The sequence below is a fragment of the uncultured Psychrobacter sp. genome (assembly GCF_947488565.1).
In the GTDB taxonomy this organism is placed as follows: Bacteria; Pseudomonadota; Gammaproteobacteria; order Pseudomonadales; family Moraxellaceae; genus Psychrobacter; species Psychrobacter saeujeotis.
Genome location: NZ_CANKZC010000003.1, coordinates 449,122 through 471,351 on the forward strand (window position 1 = coordinate 449,122; position 22,230 = coordinate 471,351).

Consider the following 22,230-nt stretch of genomic DNA (forward strand, 5'->3'; position numbering starts at 1 on the left):
TAAGTTATTGAGACTACGCTCAAGGACTAGCTATGGGTTAAACATCGTTAATCATAAATCGACGACAAGACGTCATCGGTATAAATCCTCTAAGAAGTCTTGCTGCCAAGCTTGTAAGTCATACTGCCAAAGACCTTGCAGTAACGTCTGATAGCGCGACTTACGCTCTTTTAGTGGCATCGTTAGAGCAGTGTTTAGACCTTGTATGATGCTCTTTGGATTGTGCGGGTCGATGATAACAGCTGCCTGCATTTGCTCGGCTGCTCCTGCATAATCAGAGAGTAGCAGCACCCCAGGATTGTCTGGGTTTTGTGCAGCAATGTATTCTTTAGCGACTAGATTCATACCGTCTTTGAGCGAATTTACCCAGCCAATATCGCTATACCAAAACGCTGCCATCAATTCTCCATGACTTAACACGTTTTCACTATAGGTAATCGCCTGCCAATTGTTTGTAGAGTCGAAAGTATCAAGCTTACACGTCTTTACATCGTCAATTTTAAAAGCATCTGAGTGCGCCTCAATCGGTGAGAATTGCTGATTTACCTCATTGACAGTCTGTCTAACATCGTCATAAAGCCGCTGATAAACGGGAAGATCTAAGCGACTAGGACAAGCAATTTGTATCAATTTTAGCTGATTTTGATAAGCTGGATATTGCTGCAAAAATTGGCGATAGGCCGAAAAACGCTCTAACAATCCTTTGGAATAATCAATCCTATCTACCGCGATTATCTGCTGAACGGCTGATTTTATATCAGTCTTTTCTGGCATTTGTCTTTTGTATTGCGAAGATAAATATGAAGATGAATTAATGACTTGCTGTTGTATTTTGGCGACATCTATACCGATTGGATAAGCATCAATCATGATGCGGTGCGGGGCATCTAAGTCGAGGTTGAGTACCAACTGCGCACCAGATGATCGATTGGATTTAGCAAAATCTTGTGCTGTATGTGCAGATTTATTTGAACACTCTTTTAGCTTATTATCAGTTTTTAATATGCTGCCGGTTTTTGACATACTATCGGTTAAGTGGCGGGTGTCTAGATAGCTGTCTTTTAAATAATGGTTAAAAACCGCCAGACAATTGGCTTTGTCTTGCTCAGTTTGCATACCGAATACATCGTAATGAGCAAGGTGCTTAATCAATTCAGGACTTTGATCAAGCTTTTGCCAAAATGCGAGGGGGGCAAACGGGATGTGCAAAAACAAGCCAATACGGTTATTTAAGCCCAGCTGCCTACAATAATATGCCACACTTAAAAAGTGGTAATCATGTACCCAAATGACATCATCGGGTCGAATAATCTTTTTTAATTGTTTGGCAAAAAGTTGGTTGACCGCTTGATAGCCTGCATAATCTTCTGGCGCTTGGCTAATCAGATGAGCTTGCTCGTGCAAGAGTAACCACAATACATTATTAGCAAATCCGCAATAAAAATGCTGATATTGTTTAGACGTGAGGGCAGTGGTCATATAAGTGATATTCTTATTCGCCACTTGTACATCGGCATCGGTTGCAGCATCTTGTCCATTACAGTTAAACTCATTGTCAACGCCGTCGTCACAAGCGTCTACAATATCACCATTCCAGCCCATCCAAATGCCTGAGTTTCCTATTAGCATGTCATGCAGGGCGACGGCAAGTCCGCCTGCCATTGGGTTGTTATCGGGCATTTTTACCCGATTGGATAAAACGATTAAGCGGCTCATATAAGACATCTCGTTGTTTTTTTAGTAATAAAGTCATTAGGAGCGGATGATTCAGATAAAAGAGTGGCTCGGTTTTGACAAAAGTCCAAAAAGCTACGCAGTAAAACCGTTACCTCAGTAATGTCATGTACGTAGTAATGAGCACAAGTGGCTCCACTACCTACTTTAATGCCCATACCTTTTATAGGCTGACCAAGCTGCGCCATAGATGTATTATCGCTTAGGGCATCTTCTTGTTGTATGGCTCTAAATCCTGCCTCATCAGTGATATCATCACCGATAAAGATAGGACAAAGTTTGTGATCGGTTTGCATTTTTTTTAATAAAGTTAGAATAGCGGCACCTTTATCCGCCCCTTTTGGCACCGCCTCCCAAACATATTTGCCTTGTTGCAACGTCCAATTGACATAACTTTTTACCCTTTTTGCCATAATGGCATACGCCGTATCAGCTAAATCAGGGTTTTGGCGATAGTGCAGAGCGACAGAGTAAGGCTTATCTTCTATGGTAAAGTCTTTATAAGGTTTGCAGGATTGGATAATGGCCAGTTTAATAGCGCTAAGTTCAGTGTTATCAAATTGCAAAGTATCTGAATTGTCGTAGTTTGTACCTTGGGCTTCATTACGATCAAATTCTATTTCGAGACCATGAGTGGCTGCAATCGGTACTTGTATCGAAGATAGCATTTGCTTTGCTTCTGCCAAGCTACGTCCCGTTACGACACCTATATCAACGCCGCAACTTTGTATGTCTTTTATGAGGGACAGTGTTGCAGCTGGGATGATGCTATCTTTTGGATTGAGCGTAAAATCAGCAAGTGTGCCATCGATATCTAAAAACAAGCAATAATCCTGCTGAATAGACAGACAATCAGCAAAACTTCTTGGTTTGATATACATCGGTGATATATTCAGATGAGAGTCTTTCGCTGTAGGCACATCTTTTTCCTCTTAATCGATAGGTCATCACATTAGCTCGTCATGGTTTGACTTTATTCAGTCTTAATATAAAACAGGCTTTAATTGCTTAAAGTGAATATATCTTTAAGTATTTGTTTATAAAGCAATAATAACTGGTAAAGTCTGATAATAAGTTTGCCACAAACCGACTCACACTGCGACATGATGACTGTGTCATTTAGTATGAATTTTTTTAGTGTAAAACTTTTAATTTATCAGACAATGTGGTTGATGATAAGATAATAGCCTGCACTTTTAAGCCCATTCATCTAGATTAAACTAAGAATGATACTTATGACTTTCTCACTTCATCGCTTATACTCTTTTCGTCGCTGTCCTTATGCCATGCGCGCTAGGCTTGGCATCTTATTTGCCGAGTTGCAAGTGGAGCTGCGGGAGATAATACTAAAAAATAAACCGCTACAGATGCTAGCGATTAGCCCAAAAGGTACGGTACCTGTTTTACAGCTTTTGGGCGGTGAAGTAATTGAAGAGAGCCGAGAGATCATGACATGGGCGCTTGCACAAAACGATCCGCAAGAGCTACTTGATGTAGAAGTTATGCACCAGGCAAATGCGTTGATTGACAAAAACGACAATGAATTTAAATATTGGCTGGATCGTTACAAATATGCCGATCGTCACCCTGAGATGACCCAAGAAACGTATCGGCAACGAGGTGAGGCGTTTTTGCAGGTTTTAGAAGAACTGCTAACCAAGCATACTTATCTTTTAGGGGAGGGCATAACCATTGCTGACATTGGGATTGTGCCTTTTGTTCGGCAGTTTGCTCATGTGGATCGTGATACTTTTTATAGTCTGCCTTATCCAAATCTGCAGCGCTGGCTACAAGACTGGTTGACGCATCCGCTATTTACACAAATAATGACGAAGTATCAGCCTTGGCAGGAAGGGGATGATGTAGTGGTCTTTCCATGACCAGTAATATTCTGTCATAAAGGCAAACACTAGCGTTATGAAGGAACATTGATACAGAACTATTGATATAATGCTCATTGTTATGAAATAAAGAAATCAAATTATGGAACAAAGACAAGACGCTGTAGAACACAAACCCGTATTTATGCCTAGAGTCAACAGTGATAATCTGGTAAAAACAGATATGGTTAGGTTTGAGCGACATGTGGGGTTTGCCAGTCGGCAAAAGAAAAAATCCATCAATGATATGCATCAAGTCATTCGTAAAAAATATGGATTCAATCACGTTTTAGAGCTGTCTAGTAAATCTGGCAATAAGCTCAGCTTTTTACTCAGTCCACTTAGTTTAAAGCTCACTGACGAGCATAACGGCGCGCAGTATAGTGTCGAAAACATCTTTCAGGCGAGTAAGGTGTTTGAACATGGCGGTCCTTATACTGATTTGCTAGCAGTGCCACCAAGACAAGCCAAAAAAGACGAGCGCTTACAATCCTCTGGTGAGCTCATTGGTTACAATGATTTTGGTATGGAGTGGAATCTAGAGCCGCTAACTGCGTTTTATGATTGGCTGTATATTAACGCACTAAAGCAGAACACTCAGTTACACGAAGAGGTTATGCAATATCAAGCCTTTACAGACCTTGAATTTAACCCCAAGAAGTCTATTCATTGTCCGGCTTATTCGCTGGCGATGTTTGTAGCGCTTAATAAACGCGATTTACTTGATAATATTGAAGACCCAGGAACGTTTTATGACTTACATACTGAGTTTAAATTGAGTAATACAGCCCATCTGTTAGAAGAGGGGTGGTTTTGAATGGTTTGACTAGAGATTGGCTTCGTTTGTCCGTCCCATGCCTTTCAACTCGTATAGTTTTTTTGCACTTTTGGCATCCTTAAAAAGCTGTTTTGACACAACTTCGATTTGGACGATTATGCATCTATTTTTAGATTGCCCTCTCCTTTAAATTGGGTGCTGAACTTCCTATATAATGTGAGCCATCTCGCTGACGATAATCCATTCAATTTAGTCTTTTTCTTAGCAAAAAAGGCTTTTTACTAGGTGAAAGTGGTACTTTATGTTTAATACATCCTCGACTCGTTTAAATAAATACATCAGCGAAAGCGGTATTTGCTCCAGGCGAGACGCTGACCGCTTTATTGAACAAGGTAATGTCTACCTCAATGGTAAGCGTGCTCAAGTAGGCGATCAGGTGGTTACTGGAGATACGGTAAAAGTTAACGGACAGCTCATCGAGCCGCGGGAGGCAGATGATTTTGTCTTTATTGTATTGAATAAGCCAGTGGGCATTGTGAGCACTACTGAAAGCTCGGAGAAAAGTAACATTGTCGATTTTGTCAGACATGGAGTACGTATTTTTCCGATTGGTCGTTTGGATAAAGATTCTCAAGGTTTAATCTTTTTGACCAACAATGGCGACCTAGTGAACAAGGTATTACGTGCGGGTAATAATCATGAAAAAGAGTATTTGGTGACGGTTAATAAACCGATCACCGATAGTTTTATTGAGGGTTTAGCAGGCGGTGTGCCTATTTTGGGCACGATGACCAAAAAATGCCCGGTAACTAAGGTGGCACCCACCGTATTTAACATTACGCTAGTACAGGGGTTAAACCGTCAAATTCGCCGGATGTGTGAGCATTTTGGTTATGAAGTCGTGAAGCTTGAACGTACACGGATTATGAACGTGACCCTTAAGGGTCTTCCAGTTGGAGATTGGCGAGATTTAACCCCAAAGGAGATGTCTGTTTTACTTAACTCTATAGAAGATTCTTCTTCGCAAGACAAGAATGCGGCTAAGAAATCTCGCAATACACCAAGAAAAAACGCTCGTACTAATAGCTCGTCAAAATCAAAAGCGTCTTCTAAATCAGCAAGCGCGGCAAAGGGGAGTAGTAAACACCCTAAAGACGGTGCTAGAAAACCAAGGGGTTCTAAAGGTGGGCGTCATTCTGGTCATGATAAGAAGGCTGGAGGCAATGGTAAACCTGCTACAAACGGTAAGCGTCCTGCAAAAGGCCGAGGGTCTAAGCGGTCTTCAAAACGATAGCTCAATGTGTAATGGTCAGATAATAATTTTTGATAAAGTAGCGCCTACAAGTGAGTTTAGCGACCAAGGTAAGTAGTGATATAATTCCCCGATAATGAATATTTTATAAAGGCTTTACATTATGGCTCGTACCGCTAGCGCATTACATATTTTAGTAAAAGATAAAGAGTTGGCGGAGGATATTATCGCCAAGCTTAAAAAAGGTGCGCATTTTGATGTGCTCGCTAAAAAACACTCAACCTGCCCGTCAGCTAAAAAAGGCGGTAACTTAGGCGAGTTTAAAAAAGGTCAAATGGTGCCAGCATTCGATAAAGTCTGCTTCAACGGCGAACTATTTACTCCGCATTTAGTAAAAACCAAATTTGGTTGGCATGTGGTTAAAGTGCTTTATAGGACGTAAGCGTTAGATTCTGTATTTAATAGACGATGTATAAGAAAAGCCAGATAACTTGAGTTGTCTGGCTTTTCTTATGGTGAATACTTATCTACCTGCCAAAAGTTGTGCTCACATATAACATTGTCTAAATAGGCAAAGCATTTAGAAATCGTCTCAAACTGGGTTTTCTATATTTAGAATGGACTATGGTGATAGTTGACTCTAATAGTACTATAACTTTAACGGTTGGAACGAGCTTTTAGTTGAGTAGACAAACTTAACTATATCCAATAACCTATTTTGATAATTCCGCTACATCCCCCGAAAAACAGACAAAAAAAGCCTCACTGCTCGTATAAAGAGTAGTGAGGCTTTCTTAATATTTGGAGCGGGATAAGAGATACCCCAACCTTGGCAAGGCTCGCGGACTAAAATTATAGAAATGTATTTTAATAGATTATAGGCTACACCATATGATATACATACGGTGTAGCTTTTTTTATTATCTCAATGTATAGTGTAAAAAAGAACAATATTACTTATACCACACGTTTATAGTCACCATGAATTTATGGTATTTTGACACCGACTAAAAACTTGTTAAATCATATTTTACTCTCCCCTAGCAGAATTATCCAATGTCTATACGTGATATTTCGGATTCTAAAGCAAGCTACTTTATATGAGTTACAAGCTAAAGGTGCATTATGAAAACAAGTAACAACCTACCCAAGTCTAGTACTCAATACGCCCGTCTATCCTCTAAAGATTTACTAAGTTTGTATATACACCCTGAAGCTAAAACAGCATATAAACTCTATGTAGAATATTTTCCAATAGACTACATAGTTTTAACTGAGAATCAGACAATACACTTTGATGTTTTCTACGATCGAATGAACTTCTATTTTTATAATAATTTTTCAGCACAATTGGTAATGGCGAATAGTACTGATGTCTATGTTAAGAAGTTGCAGCCGACTATAAGCTCAATAAACCTAGAGTCATGGAAATATGTTTTGGAAGAGTTTTTAAACCTTAATCCTGTAAATATTGATATCTATAACCAATTAAAGGTTCAGATGCCAGAAGGTATTCAGCGCAAGCTATTTGGTAAGCTGATGACGATTGAAGATGTTTGCCGAAGAAAAGGTATCTCTAGACATCATTTTGATTATCAACAGGCAAAACAAAAATGCTCAGTCTTCAAGATGCCTAGCTTTGACGAGTTGATACAAAGGAATGTAAATGGAGATTGATATTGAGCATGCTACTGATGGACTCATTCCTAATGTACTCGATAACCACCAAAGCGTTAGGAAATACTTTCTAACTGTGGCTGCATTGTCAGGCCAGGGTTTTATGAGTTTATCTTTACCAGAGACAGAGAAGGATTTTGTTTTATCAAAAATAGAACTTAAAGCCATTTATAAGAGTTGTACTGGTAGATTAACAAACGATCATTTCAGAGTAACAACATTTATAGGTTCAACGTATCATCTTGAAGATTTAGATATCAGCAATCCAGCACCAGAGTGGCTTTGGATATCCAAACTATGTCAATTACTACTATACTGTTCAGATCGTAAATTAATGAACAGAATTACTGAAATAACTACTTTTGCACGTTTGTGGATAGTACAAGGTAGTTCTTATCATAATTTATGGCAAGAGTGTGTAGAGCTACAATCTAAAGATATAGCTACTACATTCGAAAATATTGATGCATATAAGCAACATCTCGACGAGATTAATAGTCCTGATCTTAATCAGTTTGCTAAAGTGCATAGAGCATTAAAATTTGTGCTGCATAACAAAAATCGTATCGAGCGGACTTCCACAAATGGTCGTAAAAGTAGGGTTACGCGGCGGGTTGATGAGGAAAAAATTGAGTACGTTGTGTTTAATGATGTCGACGATGATAGCGATGAGTTAATTAGTGTCACCGAGTTTTTAAAAACTGATAATGATATTGATGTCGTGCGCGAGAAATTAGATATTGGATTACCAGATTTTACGTTACTCAAGCAAACATCACTACAAGCGCATGAAAAGTATTCTCCGCAACAGATGTACCATCGTACGCGCTCAAAGCTGCAGCATGCCAATAAGAACGAACGTCTTATAGGCAGTAATGTCAGGATTCTACCTTTATTCGCGTTACAAAATATTTTTGCGTATCTATGGCAGCTTTTTGAGGGATTATCATCTAGTCATGATAGAGATAAAAAGAGAGTGGTTAGTTATTTACTACTGTCAATGTTAACTGGGAGGTCAGTTGTCCAGTTAATTGAGGATGTAACAGGTAACAATAAGCAGTATATTAATTTAAATCGTCGGAACAATAGCTATCATTTAAATATCATCCTAGACATCACACCTCTTAGACTGCGTACTCAAGGTATCCAGAAAGTATTAGCCAATCGTTTGCTTGAATGTGACATAAGTCTTCCTGAGCAACTGGGTGTGTTTTTAGCCTATAAAGGCGATATTAATAAAGAGATTTTGTATGAAGTTATAAACGAAACTCGTGATGCCCTAAAGCTACCATATCTGTCACTGGCCCGTATTGAGAAAGGCTTATACAGTATTCTTATTCATCATGTCTCTAATAGTCAGATTGCTAGTATCATTACAGGTCGAAATGAACGTAAACGAGCCGATATATGGTATAGCTCTAACAGTATTGATAACATTCGAGCTGTTTATCAACGAGCCATTACACTTATCAGTCAAAAAACGACATATGACAATGACTACCTAAATCTAGTTTCCAATATTTTTAATTATAAAATCGGTAGTCAAAATTGCCCTGATTATGCAATCGTCATTAATTTTATTGACCTATTACACCAAAAAGTAGAGGCAACGACTGATTATATTGAAAAATTTAATGCGTATAGCATTTGGCTTTGGCATATCAGCTTACTTTTAACTTCAGTGCGGGCAGTTGAGGGTGCACCAGGTTATTTTGATCAATTTAATTTAGAACTAGGGCTTATTTGGATCTCTGACAAAGAAGAGCGAGCAACGGCGTCGAGTCAAAGATATGTGCCTCTATGTCCATTCTTAATTGAGGCAATCAACCGATATATAGATTTTTTAAAAAGCTTCTCGTCTCTTTTTTGTCGTTTAGACATGCGCATTCAACATTGGGTTGACGAGGTAATGAAATCTGAGCGACCACTGATTAACGTGTTTAATAAAAAAGGTGAGCTAGAATCAATTCGTCCAGTACTGGTGAGAAATGAAATTCATAAAAACTTTAAGTTCAAAGAGGATTGGACAAGGCATGTTGGGCAGCGTTATCTGCATGAGCAGAACGTAAATGAGTCGATGATACTCTCTGTATTTGGTCATGAGATGATGGGGCAGGAGTCTTGGCGAAAGAATTCATCGATAAGCATCGGTGACATTTTGGACTTGCGTCCAACTTATCAAGCACTTGCAGATAAGCTTGAGATAAGACAGGTGCAAGTATGAGTGTTAAAAAACAGTCAGATGATGAATTGTTCGGCTATAAACGTCGTGAGCAGAGACGTAAAGAGCAAAAAAAAGATATTTTAGTAGAAGCTGAATTTATATGTCAAAAGTTTTGGGAGAGCTTTCTTAAAAATATTGAATCAGAACATTCTACGGTTAATGAGACATCTATTTACCAACTCTATGAAGATATTTACAAAGAGTTTGAAGAAAGCCAATATATTTCTGCGGGTCTAATGCCAATAGCATTAACCAAGCGTCTTTTCTTTTTTAATAATATTAACCGTGAGCGTAAACGTAAGGGGCTAGAGCCACTGCCAGCTCCAACGGTTGCTTATCAGCCTCAACGCCCAAAAAACACAGCTGTAAGGGATGCTTTTTTTTATCTGCCTAAACTGCAAAGTATAATGAAGGAAGCTGTGCAAACATGGCAAACAAAGAACAGTTTTACCCTTATTGATGGACTAGCTTGGTTAATGTTTTCATTGTTGATGCATGGACGCATACATTCTGTTGATGTATTAAATGCTGTTTATGTGCATATCACCACTAAAAAGAAGTTACATATATTGGCTGATAACATGGTCTATATTCCATTAGATATCGTGTCTAAAACTTATGGTAATCAGATAGTCGATATTGACGGTTCTGATGAAAAAATTATTTCTTATTCAAAGTGGGTATTCATAGACGATATCAGTCGCTTGTGGTTAGTTAAAGTTAATCAGCTATTAGAAGACAAGACATCGAAGTTACCAAGCTTTCATAGCTGTATCAGGCAGTTGGGTAAGCTGACCGAAGAAAAGTTTAAACTGGATACCTTAGAGAAAACAGATTTTTTTAGATATTTGAATATTTACTGGCAGACATTGTCGAATGTACACATAGATCAGCAGCTAGTTGAATTGCTTGTCCACCATGATACCCATACCGCGATTAGTTCAAACGACTTGCAAGCTTACTTAGGGGCTCCTCAGCAATCAGATAGCACTACTATCAATAATGAGTACATCACGTTTGATAGGCTTAATAAGCCTACTCAAACTTTGCAGGATGAAGTTGCCGATATAGAGGATAGTGTAAGTAAAGATAAGGCTCATAAAAACGTATTAAAAGATATTCGCCGCGCCCTTATGGGCAGTAGGAAAAAAGTTAAAGAGCAGCTCGAGGCGTTGATTAAAATTCACGAAGGTTATAATGAGCAAAGTTTAATTCTCTGGATGCTTGATTTAAATGCTATTAATAAAGCTACCTCTACTTTATTAAGATATTTGACAGAAGTGGGTGAAGCATTTTTATATGGTACTCGTGATGAAGATATTACAGATTATCAAGTGTATCAATATGAGTTTTTATACGATAGTATCATCGCCAAGAAAAATACTCTCAATATAGGTTATACCCAGACGGTATTGAACTCACTACATCAAAGCTTAAAAAAACATTTTGGTGCACCGCATGTGCATCTTCAGCGTGAAAATGATCCGAAAATAGTTTCTAGCAGTTTAATATCAGCTGACTTATATAAACATATTCTACGAAGTGTCAGTAATCAGATCGCATTATCTTCATACAATAAAAGCATGATGAAAGTGATCTTTACTTTGCTCTATCGCACTGGCTTAAGAATCAATGAGCTGTTAGGTATTCGGTTAACAGATAGTGAATATGACCCATATACTTATAATGAGATCAATCTTATTATTCGTTCAAATAGCTATAGAGCCCTAAAATCAGATGATGGCACTCGCAGAATTACTTTATCAGTATTGTTAAAACCAGATGAGTTCAAAGGGTTTCAGTCTTATTTTATAGAACGAAATCGTCATAAAAAAGAAGGCAAATACTTATTCGCACTTGAAGGACTGTCGACTCCATTAGATCGAGGTAGTGTAGATAGAGTGTTTAAAGAGGTTATTGGCCCTCAATACCAGCATTTAGTATTGCATAGCTTTCGCCATAATGCTTTATCTAATATGGCAGTAATACTTAGATGTCGTCAAGAAGTTTTGGACATTTTTACTGATTATAACGAGGAAGAAGCGCAGTGTATTAAAGAGGACTTATTAGGAAAAGTGCGTATTAATTCTGGTCATCATTGGGATGCCTTAATGGAATTTGCAGGGCATGCCGACCTAGATACTACTTTTAGCTCTTATATACATACGGTAGATATAATCGCAGCACATCTATTGGATCAGGCATATATGGAGCTACCTGTTGATGTGGTTACGAAACTTACGAATAAAGCACGACGAAGTTTTAATCAACATAATCCACAAGCTTTAGATTTCGAAAAGAATAGCGTGGATTTGACAAAAATCCGTAAGTTTATCAATCGTGAGTTGAATATCAAAAAAATTGATAATAGTAAGCAGCATTCTTTTACATCAAATAAAGAAGAGGATTATATTAATACTTCCGTTATTTTTGGGAAGTATGCACGCTGGCAGATTGAAGAGTTTTTGAGTGAGATTGAGGCAGGTAAGACAGTTTCTGAAGCCGCCCAACATCATTTTATCTATGAAGATGCAGTTGCGTTATACAATCGAGCGCTGCTTCTAGCAGCTGATAAGAATAGCAAGGCTCATTATAAATTAATATCTAAGTACAAACAGCCAAAGTCAGGGCATTTATTGGTAGCACCAACACTACCAACCATCGCTAAAGAGCAGCAACTCGTGCAGGAATGTTTTATTAAATTAGAAAATCTATATCTCAAACAGCCGATGAAAGAGCATGTTCAACGTATGCTTTCAATATTCTATAAAAAATCTAACTCATCACATAGCGACCTTCGTTTTACATTCAAGGAAAAAAAGATATTTTATGACTATTTAAATATTGTCATAAAAATACTACCTGCTAGATACTGGCGTATAAATATTAGTTCCTATCAAATGAAGCGAACAACAAAGCCTAAGAAAGGGGAGTTAAAATATCAGAAAATAATGAATGAAGAAAAACAGCTAGAAATAACGAAAGAGTTCAAAGCTGACTATCGTCAATTATCAAAAAATCTCACTAATGACGATTATTATAGTGGTTATTCATTGTCAGTAATTAACCCTAAAGAGAATGAGATAGTGAACTCTACTAATAATAAAGCTAGCCGTGCATCGTCATCACTGATGAAGTATGTGATGCATTTACTGCTGATTGTGGACATAAATTTTGAATTAGTTAGTTAAAAAGACTAGAAAGCCCTTTAAGTTAATACCTACTGAAATGTACCGTTCAAATTGCTTTAAAAGGGGCTGGGTTGACCATCTGAACTATTTGTTTTTTATACATAAACTTGAAATTATTAGGAGTTGAGGATGAAGTATCCCATAGCAATTCAACAAGGTGATGACAATACTGCGTATGGCATCATTATCCCAGATATAGCAGGCTGCTATTCAGCTAGTGATGAATATGAAAATATTTTGAAAAATGCTAAAGAAGCTATTGTGCTTCATATAAGTGGCATGATGAAAGATGGCGAACCAATTCCTATGCCTACTGATAGTGATAATTATAAAGATGATCCAGATTTTGAGGGAGTGTCTTGGGCAACGGTCGATGTTCAAATAGATGAACTTTATTGATGAAGTTGAATAATAACCAATGAGTGCAATGGATGAGAATTAAGCGATTCAATATTTCCATTACAGCTCAATTAACCAAAATTGTGTAGGCTTTAAAGTTAGAATTGTTAGAAAATTAAAAAGCGAATTCGTTGTATCCATCAATGGGGCTAAAAAAAGCCGTCTGCCAGGTAACACTGGTAGACGGCTTTTCTGTAAATACTGATAGAAATCTGTGCTTTTCTGTTTAGATCATTATAGCCAGTCTTCGAAAAATCCTATTAAAAGGATTTTTCCTTGCGAAGCTAAAACCTCAGTGGAATTTTTATACGCTTCTCACCTTATAAATCAGGGAGTGTTTCAAACTGATGGGTGCGAACGAATTGGTCAAATACCAGTTTTTGCGACATTGTGGACAACGTACTATTGCTAAACAAGTCGATGTGAGTTCTAGGTTTGTACCGGTACCGCATATTCATGCTCCTATTGTTTTTTATGAAAGGGATTATCATAATTGGCAAATTCAATATTGTGTTACTAGTCTGAATCAGCTTTGCCATGTAAATAACATAAACATCAATAACTTAGATAAAAACTGACATGAGAGCATTAAATATCGGTTGAGAAATCTAGATAAAAGTGCATAATTACATTTCTGTATGTTTCATGTAAGATTATTATAATTCTTTTATACAGTGCTAACAGAGTAAGGTTAATGGAAATAAAAAAACATAAACGTCTCGCGTATCGTTTATCTGACATTATCATCCGACTAAACGCTGGTGAGCGCTTAGATATTTTTGAGTTGGCAGATACTTATAAGGTTTCTACTCGCACATTGAAACGAGATTTTCAGAATCGTCTGACATTTTTAGATTTCAGCGAATCAGGCCCACAATTTTATCGTCTTGCCACCAGAAATATCGGCTGTTTTAAGCTAGTTGACATCAAACGTTTTGCTAGCTTTGCCAGTATTCAAGACCTACTACCACAAATTGATCGTCAGTGCTTTCAGCAAAAACTTAATCAAAGTGTTTTAGTTAAAGGGTTTGCATATGAAGATATTAGCAGTCGAAGTAAAGACTTTGAAGCTATCAGCGAGGCTATTGCCAATAGTCAATATATTAATTTTGACTATCAAAAAATTGGCAAACAGAATTCTGCTAATTATAGCAAGAACCATTATTTAGAGCCTTATCACTTACTCAATAAAAATGGTATTTGGTATGTAGTGGGTAGACGTAAATACCAAACACGCACTTTTTGCTTCACGCAAATCAGCAATCTAGTAATCACTAATGAGTGCTTCGAATGTGACGAACAAATTAAGGCTGACTTAATCAGCACTGACAGCTTGTTCTTTGATAATCATATCAATGAGATCGTATTACAAGTTAATGCTGAGGTAGCTGGTTATTTATTTTGAGCGTCGTGATCTACTACCCAATCAAGAACTAATACGCAAACTGGATAGTGGTAATTTGCTATTAGCCTGTAAAAATGTGCACCCAAGAGAAGTTATGCCTATCGTCCAGTATTGGTTACCACATATTCATATCATTAGTCCGAGTGAAGTTCAGGAGCAGATGACAAAAGTCTTAAAGAATTACTTATTTATATAATTAAATACATATAATTAAAATTTTTATTGTTTATAGACTAAAACGTATATTTATTCAATGAGTAAGAACAATTTTTTGAATTGTAAAATGGAGCGTAAAAAATGAATGCTGAATATTTAAATTTATTAGAAAGTAACTTGAGACAGGTTATGAACATTGCTTGTGATCTTGATAGTTGTAGCAAAGACACTCTGAGTAAAATTGTTGAAACTTATCGAAAAATTCGTCTGAGTCGATTGTTAGCTAATGAATACTTCGTAGCCATTGGAGGTACACAAGGAGCAGGAAAAACCACTTTGCTAAGCACCATCTACAATGCTGAGGATTGGCTTACTTCTAATAGTGGACGAGGGGAGCAAGTTCCTGTATTTGTTTATGAGAAGCAAGGCATTACAGAAATAACGGCTAGTAAGATTGTTTTTAACACAAAAACAAAAAAAGAATCCGAGATTGAGTGTACCAAAGAAGAGTTTAAAAAGACTATCTCTCAGTGGGAATGCGATAGTAAAGATGATGAGCGTGTCGTTTACGTAAAGTTATTTGTACCTATAGTATTTGATATCCCCTTTGGTTGGGTGTTATTACCAGGTTATGAGGTGGAAACACATAAAAACTATGCTTGGCAACAGCTTATGCGCTATGTTATGACCCATGCTCTAGGCGTTATCCTTGTGACTAGTGAAGAAAGACTAGCACATGTGCAAACCGATATTACTGATGACTTAGCAGAAAGCTTAGAATTACGTCAACCCGTTATTGCTATTTCTCGTTCAGAAAACTATCGTGATAATGAAGAAAAGGTAAGTCAGCTCACTGAACGAGCGAGAGAAGTGTTTAAGGTTTCAGACGATAGAGTCATATTTACAGGAACAGATCTGCATAACTGGAAAGATAATTTTGAAAAAGCTGTGATACCTTTATTAGATAAAAACTCTGCTGTTGAAAATAAAAAAATTCATACTTTACTAGAGGTTATTAATAATGACCTATCAGAAGTCATAAACGATCTTGAAGGATTAGCCCTAAATGCTGAGATTAGCGATAGCTCTCAAAACAGCTTAGTAAACAAGCTTATAGATAAGTTTGATAAATCTGCTAATAGATACAAACAAGAATTATCAAGTGAGCTTAATAGGAAAACTGCTAATTTAGTTACTATAGCGGTCAACCAAGCTAAGAAAGAATACAGTGATGAAGAAGTAGGTTTTATAAATAATACCAAAATAGGGATTAAGCGACTTACACTTAACGGTACAAAGGTTGAAGACAAACGTATAGAAAGAGTTAGAGGTAAGTTCACTTCTGAAAAAATTATGGGTTCGAACTTAAGGGCTATTAATGATACTGCTCAAAATAAGTTGAACTTGAAGTTAAGTGAGCATACATCTAACAACCTATTAGGTTACTCTGATAAAAAAATGGATAAGTATGAAGAGTCTCCTAAAGACTATCATGAATCAGTTAACGCGGGACTTAGTATATTATTAAGGAAAGAAGAGCCATCTCAAAGTAGTAGCAATAAAAATCAAAAAGAAATTATTGAAAAAGCCTTAGAAGTATTACCTGCTGTAGCAATGGAGTACTCTCGCATTGTTCAAATAGCTTATTTAGCGTCAACTGAAGATATTGATGGTTTTAAGAACAAGCTTGAAAGTAGAAATCTCGACACAAAAGACTTACAAGCATTGATGACAAATGTGATTAGAGATACTGATACGACTGCTGAAGGTGTCAAAACAGTTATGGGTATCGTTGGGTCATTAACAGGTTTAGACATGGTGGATGGTAAACTTGATGGAAAAATTAACTTTTCAGATAGCTCATCAAATAGTACTGATGGTTTACAAACTGCTGCTTTGTTAGCTACTAGAGTAGCTGGTTTAGCAGTGGCAGTTGGTGCTGTAGCATTTACTGCATATCAAGTGTCTAACTCCGTTAATCTAACAGATAAATCTAATAAGAACTTTATTGAATTATATGCACAAGATTTAGGACGTAAAAACAACGCTATGGTGATTAGTGAATATGATGAGCACATGCAAAAGATATCTCAATACCTACGTTCAAATTTAGAGCAAATGTATGGTATAGGTTCAACAGACACTCAACATCATCTAATGGTTGCACTTAAATATTTAAAAAATGCTCATAAAGACGTCCGGAGAGTGTTGAATAATGAACAAATTAACTTGGTCTGAAGTTTATCAACATAGATTTGAGTGGGCTAAATCAGCTCACTCAAAGTTTATGCTCAATTTTGATAACGACCTATATTCAACACAGGAAATTAAAGATCAGATATTTGTAGCCGTTTATGGTCCTTCACAAGTGGGCAAAACATCCTTAATTCTTGAGCTAATAGGTGTACTTCCAGAACACCATGGTAAGGTTCAAAATGTTCTTAGAGCGAACAGAGACTATGGAAAGTCTGCTACAGCGACAGTAGTTCGATATCGAACGTCTATTAACAACTATTGGTATATAAATGAAGTTAACAGTAGTAGTAAAAATAGAAAAAAATTAAATAATGATGAAGCAAAGAAAGAGCTAGCAGAAATTCGTTCCAAAATGGAAGATATGGGAGGTCGGTATAAAATAGAAGAAATTGATATTAGTATTCCTGAAGTATATATAAGTAATAGTAGAATTAAAAATAAAGATATTGTCATTCGAGATTTACCTGGCGTTAAAGCAGAAAATGATAACGAGCGTGAGTTCGTCTCTAAAGTAATCAAGGATAAAATCGAAAAATCTGATTTAGTACTATTAGTCACTACTATTGATAATATGGGTTTAGTAGTACAACCTGAAAACTTAGAAATAGATAATTTACAAAAATGGAAGGTCAACCCTCAAAGATTTAAGATTATTTTTACTAGATTTTATTCAGATGATTCAAGTCTAAAACTCTGTACTCAACTTTATGATAGCAGAGGGTCTATAGATATAGACGATGTTCGTACTCATATCCAAAAGCAAATACATACTTTGGATAGTGATTTTCGATCGGATGTAAAAAGTCAGCTTTACGCATTAGAAGTAGGAGATAGTTGGTACAAGCTTCTAACAGATAATAAAGAAGAGCAACAACCTCTAATAGACACTAGAAAAGTCTTTTTCGATGAGCTAAAGGAGGTTATTTACTCTGCTAGTAATCCTATCATTAGACTTTGTCATGGATATCAAATTGGTGAAATTTCTAAAAATTTTAAGCTAGAGAAAAATCAAGAAGTTAATATCACTTTAGCTAATTTAGAAAAAGAGATTTCAAACATAAATGAAGAAATAAGAGAAAATAATAATATTATCGATAACTACCGAAAATCTATTAACGAAGAGATTGAGACTACTAATAGCCAAATAAAAGAAATACAAAACTTATATCACAAATGTAATAACGTGTTTTCAGAAGCAAGCATCGAAGAGTTATATGAAACAGTAAAAGAATCTGAACAAAAAAATACTACTGTATTAGCAGGATATTTACTGCAAAATATTGAAAAATTTAAAATTAAATGGGACGAAATAAAGCGAGAATGTATAGGTAGTATTGATATTAGTCAGTTTCCATATTTGAATGATATTGATGATGTGAATTCTCACTTAAAGAACTATAATTTTAAAACATATTTTTTTAATGATAAATTCAATAATGATTTAAATAAAATAAAAGCGATTCTAGGTAATCAATTGTTAACTATTAGAGATTCATTAAAAGAACATTTTTCAGGGTATCTTGATAAAATTAAAATAGAAATAAACTTAAGGGTTAGTAAATATAGAAATTTTATTGCAAAGTTGGAAAAAAGAAAAATTTATTTAGTAAAAACAAAATATATTTTAATACAAGATAAATCAAGTCTAGAAGATAAGCTCAAAATTTTTAATTATAGTCGTGATTTGGAAATAGAACATAGCGAAAAATTCTCAGTATTCGTTAATAACGAATTTAAAGTAGCACTTAAAAAATTATCAGGTTATGCCAAAAAAGAAACAGATAATATAACAATGCTATATTGGATAATGCTAATCAGACAATTGAATATTGACTTTAAAGTAGTAGAGGGAAAAAATGAGAGAAAGAAATGAATCCGAAGAGTCTTTTGATATTTTAGTCCAAGATATATTCGGTACGATGATTGAAGAAAAAAACTCTGACCAAAAAGATGATATAGTTGGCGATATCAGTATTCATATAAATAATACTAAACAAGAAATTAAAAATAATAGTATTTTGCTAATTAATAAAATAGTTGAGCTTGAGGATTTTGTAAAAAATGATGTAGGCTTAGAGGATACAGTAAAAACCATAAAAAAAATTGATAATAAATCTGAAATTTTATTAGATGTTATTAATGAGCATAGTAATGATACAAAAACCAATCTCACAGACTTAAGGTCTTTCGTAGAAGCTAGTAATAGTGAAAAAACTAATGACATTACCGAGGCCTTAGTAAAACACAACCAAGAATTAACCAAAAATAATGAGCTATTGATTCACTTGTTACGATCTTCAGATTCGAGCCATAAGAAAACAGCTAAAGAAATATTGCAGGCTATTTCTGATGTCAGTCAGTTACTAAACAATAATCTTAATACTTTATTAAGTAATATAGATGAGAACCGTCAGTTTACTGATGATACATATCAGAAATTTATAGAGGTTTTCCAGACAGAGAAAGAAATATTACTAGAACACTCTTCTAATTTAGAAAAATTATTTTCTGAAAAAAATAATTATAATATTAGTAAGTTATTAGAAGAAATTTCCATTATCAATAAATTGGTTTATAGTAAATATGACTCTTTGCTACATCAAATAGATAAAAACAGTCAAATAATAGATGAAAAAACCACTTCAATTAACAAGACTATTGAAGCTGAATATGAGCAATTAACCTTTGATCTAAAGTCTACCGTGGATAAAGCACTTATTAAGTCAAATAGTAATTATGACATTGCACAGAATAAACTGAATAAAATATCCTTATCAAATAAAATTTTAATTACTTTAAACTGCTTTTGTTTAATAGCAATTATAGTCGTTATCTTTTTAATGTATAGTTCTTAAAACGTAAATTTTAACTAAATATATTTTTATCGCTGCTTAAATGTTCTGAAAGTACCTTATAAAGCTCTATACAGACTTGGAACCTAATTATGAAAAATACTGATATTTATGACAGTAACCTTAATACTGTTTTGGATAAAGCATCTAACGAAGATCTTGAGCCATTAGTTGAATATCTCAGTAAGAAATTTTCTTGTGATCTAGTAGTAGATACAGTCTACAAAGAGAACTCCCCTAATCATTCAAAATATGCAGATTTAATTGCAAAAGAAATAAGGGATATGGGAGGGAATTCATTCATGAATATGTTTCGTGGCTTCGAAGGGCCGTCATACCATGAAATTGTATGTGACGTAGCCTCTAAGTTAAAAGCTAATTATAATAAAAATGATAGTATAGAAAGTATTGAAGACGCGATATTTGAAGTTATTCTAGCTAAAGCTCTGGAAAAAATGACAGATGAAGAAAAACGATTATTGTTAAAGGAAATGGGAGGGAAGTCCAATGTTAATATAGCACTTCTCTCTACGAAAAGTTTTATTCAACTATTTAGATCCGGAGGTTTTGGGTCATATAAGATGACGCTAATCATTGCTAACCAAATGTCTAAGATGTTACTAGGCAGAGGGCTTATGTTTGCAACTAATACCGCTTTGGTTAAGTCAGCATCATTACTTACAGGTCCTTTTGCTTTGGCAGTAACTGGCGTATGGACTGCTATAGATATGTCTGGACCTGCTTACAAAGTAACTATACCATGCGTTATACATGTTGCCATGCTCAGAAAAAAAGTTAATCGAAAACGATTTAAGTTTTGGTAATAAAAAGCAGAATATTTAACTTCGAGTATTTACGATGGTAACTATCTAATAGTAGAGTTGTTTTCGGAACGTCTAAATGACTAATGCCTGGAGGGCTACTCCTATCACTAGTATTATTTTAGGTGAAGCACTTTTAAGTTCCTACAGCTACACTACTGATTCACACTATTAGACAAGTCTATATTCAGGACTCATAACATATTTTCAAAGAAATATTTACTACAAAAGAAGTAAACTAATCAAGCCGAGCTGTATAATCTTTATAATTTAGGTTTTTTTACATCTTAGATGAACACATGAAGTGCAATATCAAAGAGCAGGTGAAAAAGAGGCCTATATGCGCTAGCATCAAAGCTACTATCCACCGCCAAAGTGAGATTGCAACCATGAGCTATACACATCTAAGCTTAGGGGAACGATATCAGATTCATGCCCTTAGAGGGGCACGACATAGTATTAAATTTATAGCAGGGGCGTTAGACAGAAGTTCAAGCACCATATCAAGAGAGCTTAGGCGCAATAAAAGCCTACGAGGTTACCGAGCAAAGCATGCAGACAACACAGCTAAAGCGAGGCGAGCAAATAACGCCTTCACCATCATTTTTAACGTCTGGGACTGGGTAGTGACTAAGCTTAAACTGCAATGGAGTCCTGAGCAAATAGCAGGCATTCATAGTGGAGTCAGTCACATGAGTATCTATCGTTACTTACGGACTGATAAGAGGCAAGGCGGCACGTTATGGCAATATTTAAGACGCAAAGCCAAACCCTATCGTCAAAGGCTTACCGCTATAAGAACTATCATCATAGTTTAAAAACTTGACTTACTCATTCAATAATCTAGCTAGTGAGTCCAAATCATTTTCTTGCAGATTTGATGCAAGGTCGTCTAAAAGTTGTTTTTCCTCATCAAATACAATTTTAAGATCTTTAGCATCCCTAATTCCGAGCTTGGAATTATTAGTCTTCTCCAGATTCTTACGCTGTTCGTATTTAATTCTTAGACTCACCATGAGGCTCTTAAACGGTGATGTAGGGAAGATATATTTTTTTGGAAAAGCACGAAAATTATTATCGCCTTGCTCAGTGTGTATTGTTGATTCTGAATTTGGTCCATCTTGAGAAACAAGTTTATCCCAACTACCTATTTGTGATAACCCAGTGACAAAATTTGATTTCACAAATAACGGCTCAAGCCTTTCATATAGGTCATTGGGTATCACGCCCTTCAGCTCAGTTTCAACGAGCCTTAGTGCAATAGCTTGTGACAGGCTTAATTGATTTGATTTGGTATTACTCAGTTTTTGCCATCGCCAACTATAAGGCTTGTCATCCTTACAGCATTCCACGGGTAATATATCTTCGAGCATTGTTAAGTCTCGTTGAATTGATCGCAGCTTAGTATCGATACCCTGTGTCGCTAAATGCTCTTGTATTTGTCTAGTAGAGACGTACTTACCTTCTAATAACAACTGAATAATCAGTAACTGTCGCTTAATGATATCGGTAGAGTTATTGTTCACGCTATCTAACCTTATTATTAATAAACTCGATTAAAGTAATAGGCTAGCAAAATAAGTGTGTATTAGAAATATAAAACAG

Annotated in this window: 17 protein-coding genes; 14 read left to right on the forward strand and 3 right to left on the reverse strand. The window is 35.8% G+C overall.

The features are described 5' to 3' along the window. Positions 1–72: 72 nt before the first annotated feature. Positions 73–1,716, reverse strand: coding sequence for a trehalose-6-phosphate synthase (locus Q0890_RS09030; RefSeq protein WP_299219703.1), 1,644 nt, complete (start codon positions 1,714–1,716; stop codon positions 73–75). Beyond that, the gene (gene otsB, locus Q0890_RS09035; protein ID WP_299219706.1) at positions 1,713–2,654 is read right to left on the reverse strand and encodes a trehalose-phosphatase; all 942 of its coding nucleotides are present in this window, start codon (positions 2,652–2,654) and stop codon (positions 1,713–1,715) included. The genes Q0890_RS09030 and otsB overlap by 4 nt, the downstream gene beginning before the upstream one ends. Before the next feature lie 315 nt (positions 2,655–2,969). Here otsB and Q0890_RS09040 point away from each other — a divergent pair, with 315 nt between their 5' ends. The 14 genes from Q0890_RS09040 (at position 2,970) to Q0890_RS09105 (ending at position 21,443) form a co-directional block, all read left to right on the forward strand. Further along, positions 2,970–3,614 (forward strand): glutathione S-transferase, encoded by a 645-nt coding sequence (locus Q0890_RS09040; RefSeq protein WP_299219709.1) that lies wholly within the window; start codon positions 2,970–2,972, stop codon positions 3,612–3,614. A 103-nt stretch (positions 3,615–3,717) separates the two neighbouring features. Further along, complete coding sequence (locus tag Q0890_RS09045; RefSeq protein ID WP_299219712.1) at positions 3,718–4,431, forward strand: hypothetical protein; 714 nt, start codon at positions 3,718–3,720, stop codon at positions 4,429–4,431. Positions 4,432–4,693: 262 nt separating this feature from the next. Further along, on the forward strand, positions 4,694–5,686 hold the full coding sequence (gene rluF, locus Q0890_RS09050; RefSeq protein WP_299219715.1) for a 23S rRNA pseudouridine(2604) synthase RluF: 993 nt from the start codon (positions 4,694–4,696) through the stop codon (positions 5,684–5,686). A gap of 121 nt (positions 5,687–5,807) precedes the next feature. Beyond that, on the forward strand, positions 5,808–6,086 hold the full coding sequence (gene ppiC, locus Q0890_RS09055; RefSeq protein WP_058369164.1) for a peptidylprolyl isomerase PpiC: 279 nt from the start codon (positions 5,808–5,810) through the stop codon (positions 6,084–6,086). 683 nt (positions 6,087–6,769) lie between these two features. Beyond that, positions 6,770–7,321: a hypothetical protein gene (locus Q0890_RS09060; RefSeq protein WP_299219726.1), complete on the forward strand. Its 552-nt coding sequence runs from the start codon at positions 6,770–6,772 to the stop codon at positions 7,319–7,321. Further along, on the forward strand, positions 7,311–9,545 hold the full coding sequence (locus tag Q0890_RS09065; protein WP_299219729.1) for a hypothetical protein: 2,235 nt from the start codon (positions 7,311–7,313) through the stop codon (positions 9,543–9,545). The genes Q0890_RS09060 and Q0890_RS09065 overlap by 11 nt, the downstream gene beginning before the upstream one ends. Then, positions 9,542–12,736 (forward strand): site-specific integrase, encoded by a 3,195-nt coding sequence (locus tag Q0890_RS09070; RefSeq protein ID WP_299219732.1) that lies wholly within the window; start codon positions 9,542–9,544, stop codon positions 12,734–12,736. The genes Q0890_RS09065 and Q0890_RS09070 overlap by 4 nt, the downstream gene beginning before the upstream one ends. A gap of 129 nt (positions 12,737–12,865) precedes the next feature. Further along, complete coding sequence (locus Q0890_RS09075; RefSeq protein WP_299219734.1) at positions 12,866–13,135, forward strand: type II toxin-antitoxin system HicB family antitoxin; 270 nt, start codon at positions 12,866–12,868, stop codon at positions 13,133–13,135. A gap of 784 nt (positions 13,136–13,919) precedes the next feature. After that, positions 13,920–14,540: a WYL domain-containing protein gene (locus Q0890_RS09080; protein WP_299219737.1), complete on the forward strand. Its 621-nt coding sequence runs from the start codon at positions 13,920–13,922 to the stop codon at positions 14,538–14,540. A 297-nt stretch (positions 14,541–14,837) separates the two neighbouring features. Beyond that, positions 14,838–16,934: a hypothetical protein gene (locus Q0890_RS09085; protein ID WP_299219740.1), complete on the forward strand. Its 2,097-nt coding sequence runs from the start codon at positions 14,838–14,840 to the stop codon at positions 16,932–16,934. After that, positions 16,912–18,825, forward strand: coding sequence for a dynamin family protein (locus Q0890_RS09090; protein ID WP_299219742.1), 1,914 nt, complete (start codon positions 16,912–16,914; stop codon positions 18,823–18,825). The genes Q0890_RS09085 and Q0890_RS09090 overlap by 23 nt, the downstream gene beginning before the upstream one ends. Next, positions 18,809–19,807 carry a hypothetical protein gene (locus Q0890_RS09095; RefSeq protein ID WP_299219745.1) on the forward strand — a complete coding sequence of 333 codons (999 nt, stop codon included), beginning with the start codon at positions 18,809–18,811 and terminating at the stop codon, positions 19,805–19,807. Before Q0890_RS09090 ends, Q0890_RS09095 begins: the two co-directional genes overlap by 17 nt. An 89-nt stretch (positions 19,808–19,896) precedes the next feature. Further along, a complete protein-coding gene (locus tag Q0890_RS09100; protein WP_299219748.1) occupies positions 19,897–20,628 on the forward strand; it encodes a YaaW family protein in 732 nt (243 codons plus the stop codon). Positions 20,629–20,924: 296 nt separating this feature from the next. Further along, positions 20,925–21,443 carry a helix-turn-helix domain-containing protein gene (locus Q0890_RS09105; protein ID WP_299219751.1) on the forward strand — a complete coding sequence of 173 codons (519 nt, stop codon included), beginning with the start codon at positions 20,925–20,927 and terminating at the stop codon, positions 21,441–21,443. A gap of 9 nt (positions 21,444–21,452) precedes the next feature. Here Q0890_RS09105 and Q0890_RS09110 read toward each other — a convergent pair whose 3' ends face one another. Next, positions 21,453–22,151 carry a hypothetical protein gene (locus tag Q0890_RS09110; protein ID WP_299219754.1) on the reverse strand — a complete coding sequence of 233 codons (699 nt, stop codon included), beginning with the start codon at positions 22,149–22,151 and terminating at the stop codon, positions 21,453–21,455. Between the last annotated feature and the right edge of the window lie 79 nt (positions 22,152–22,230).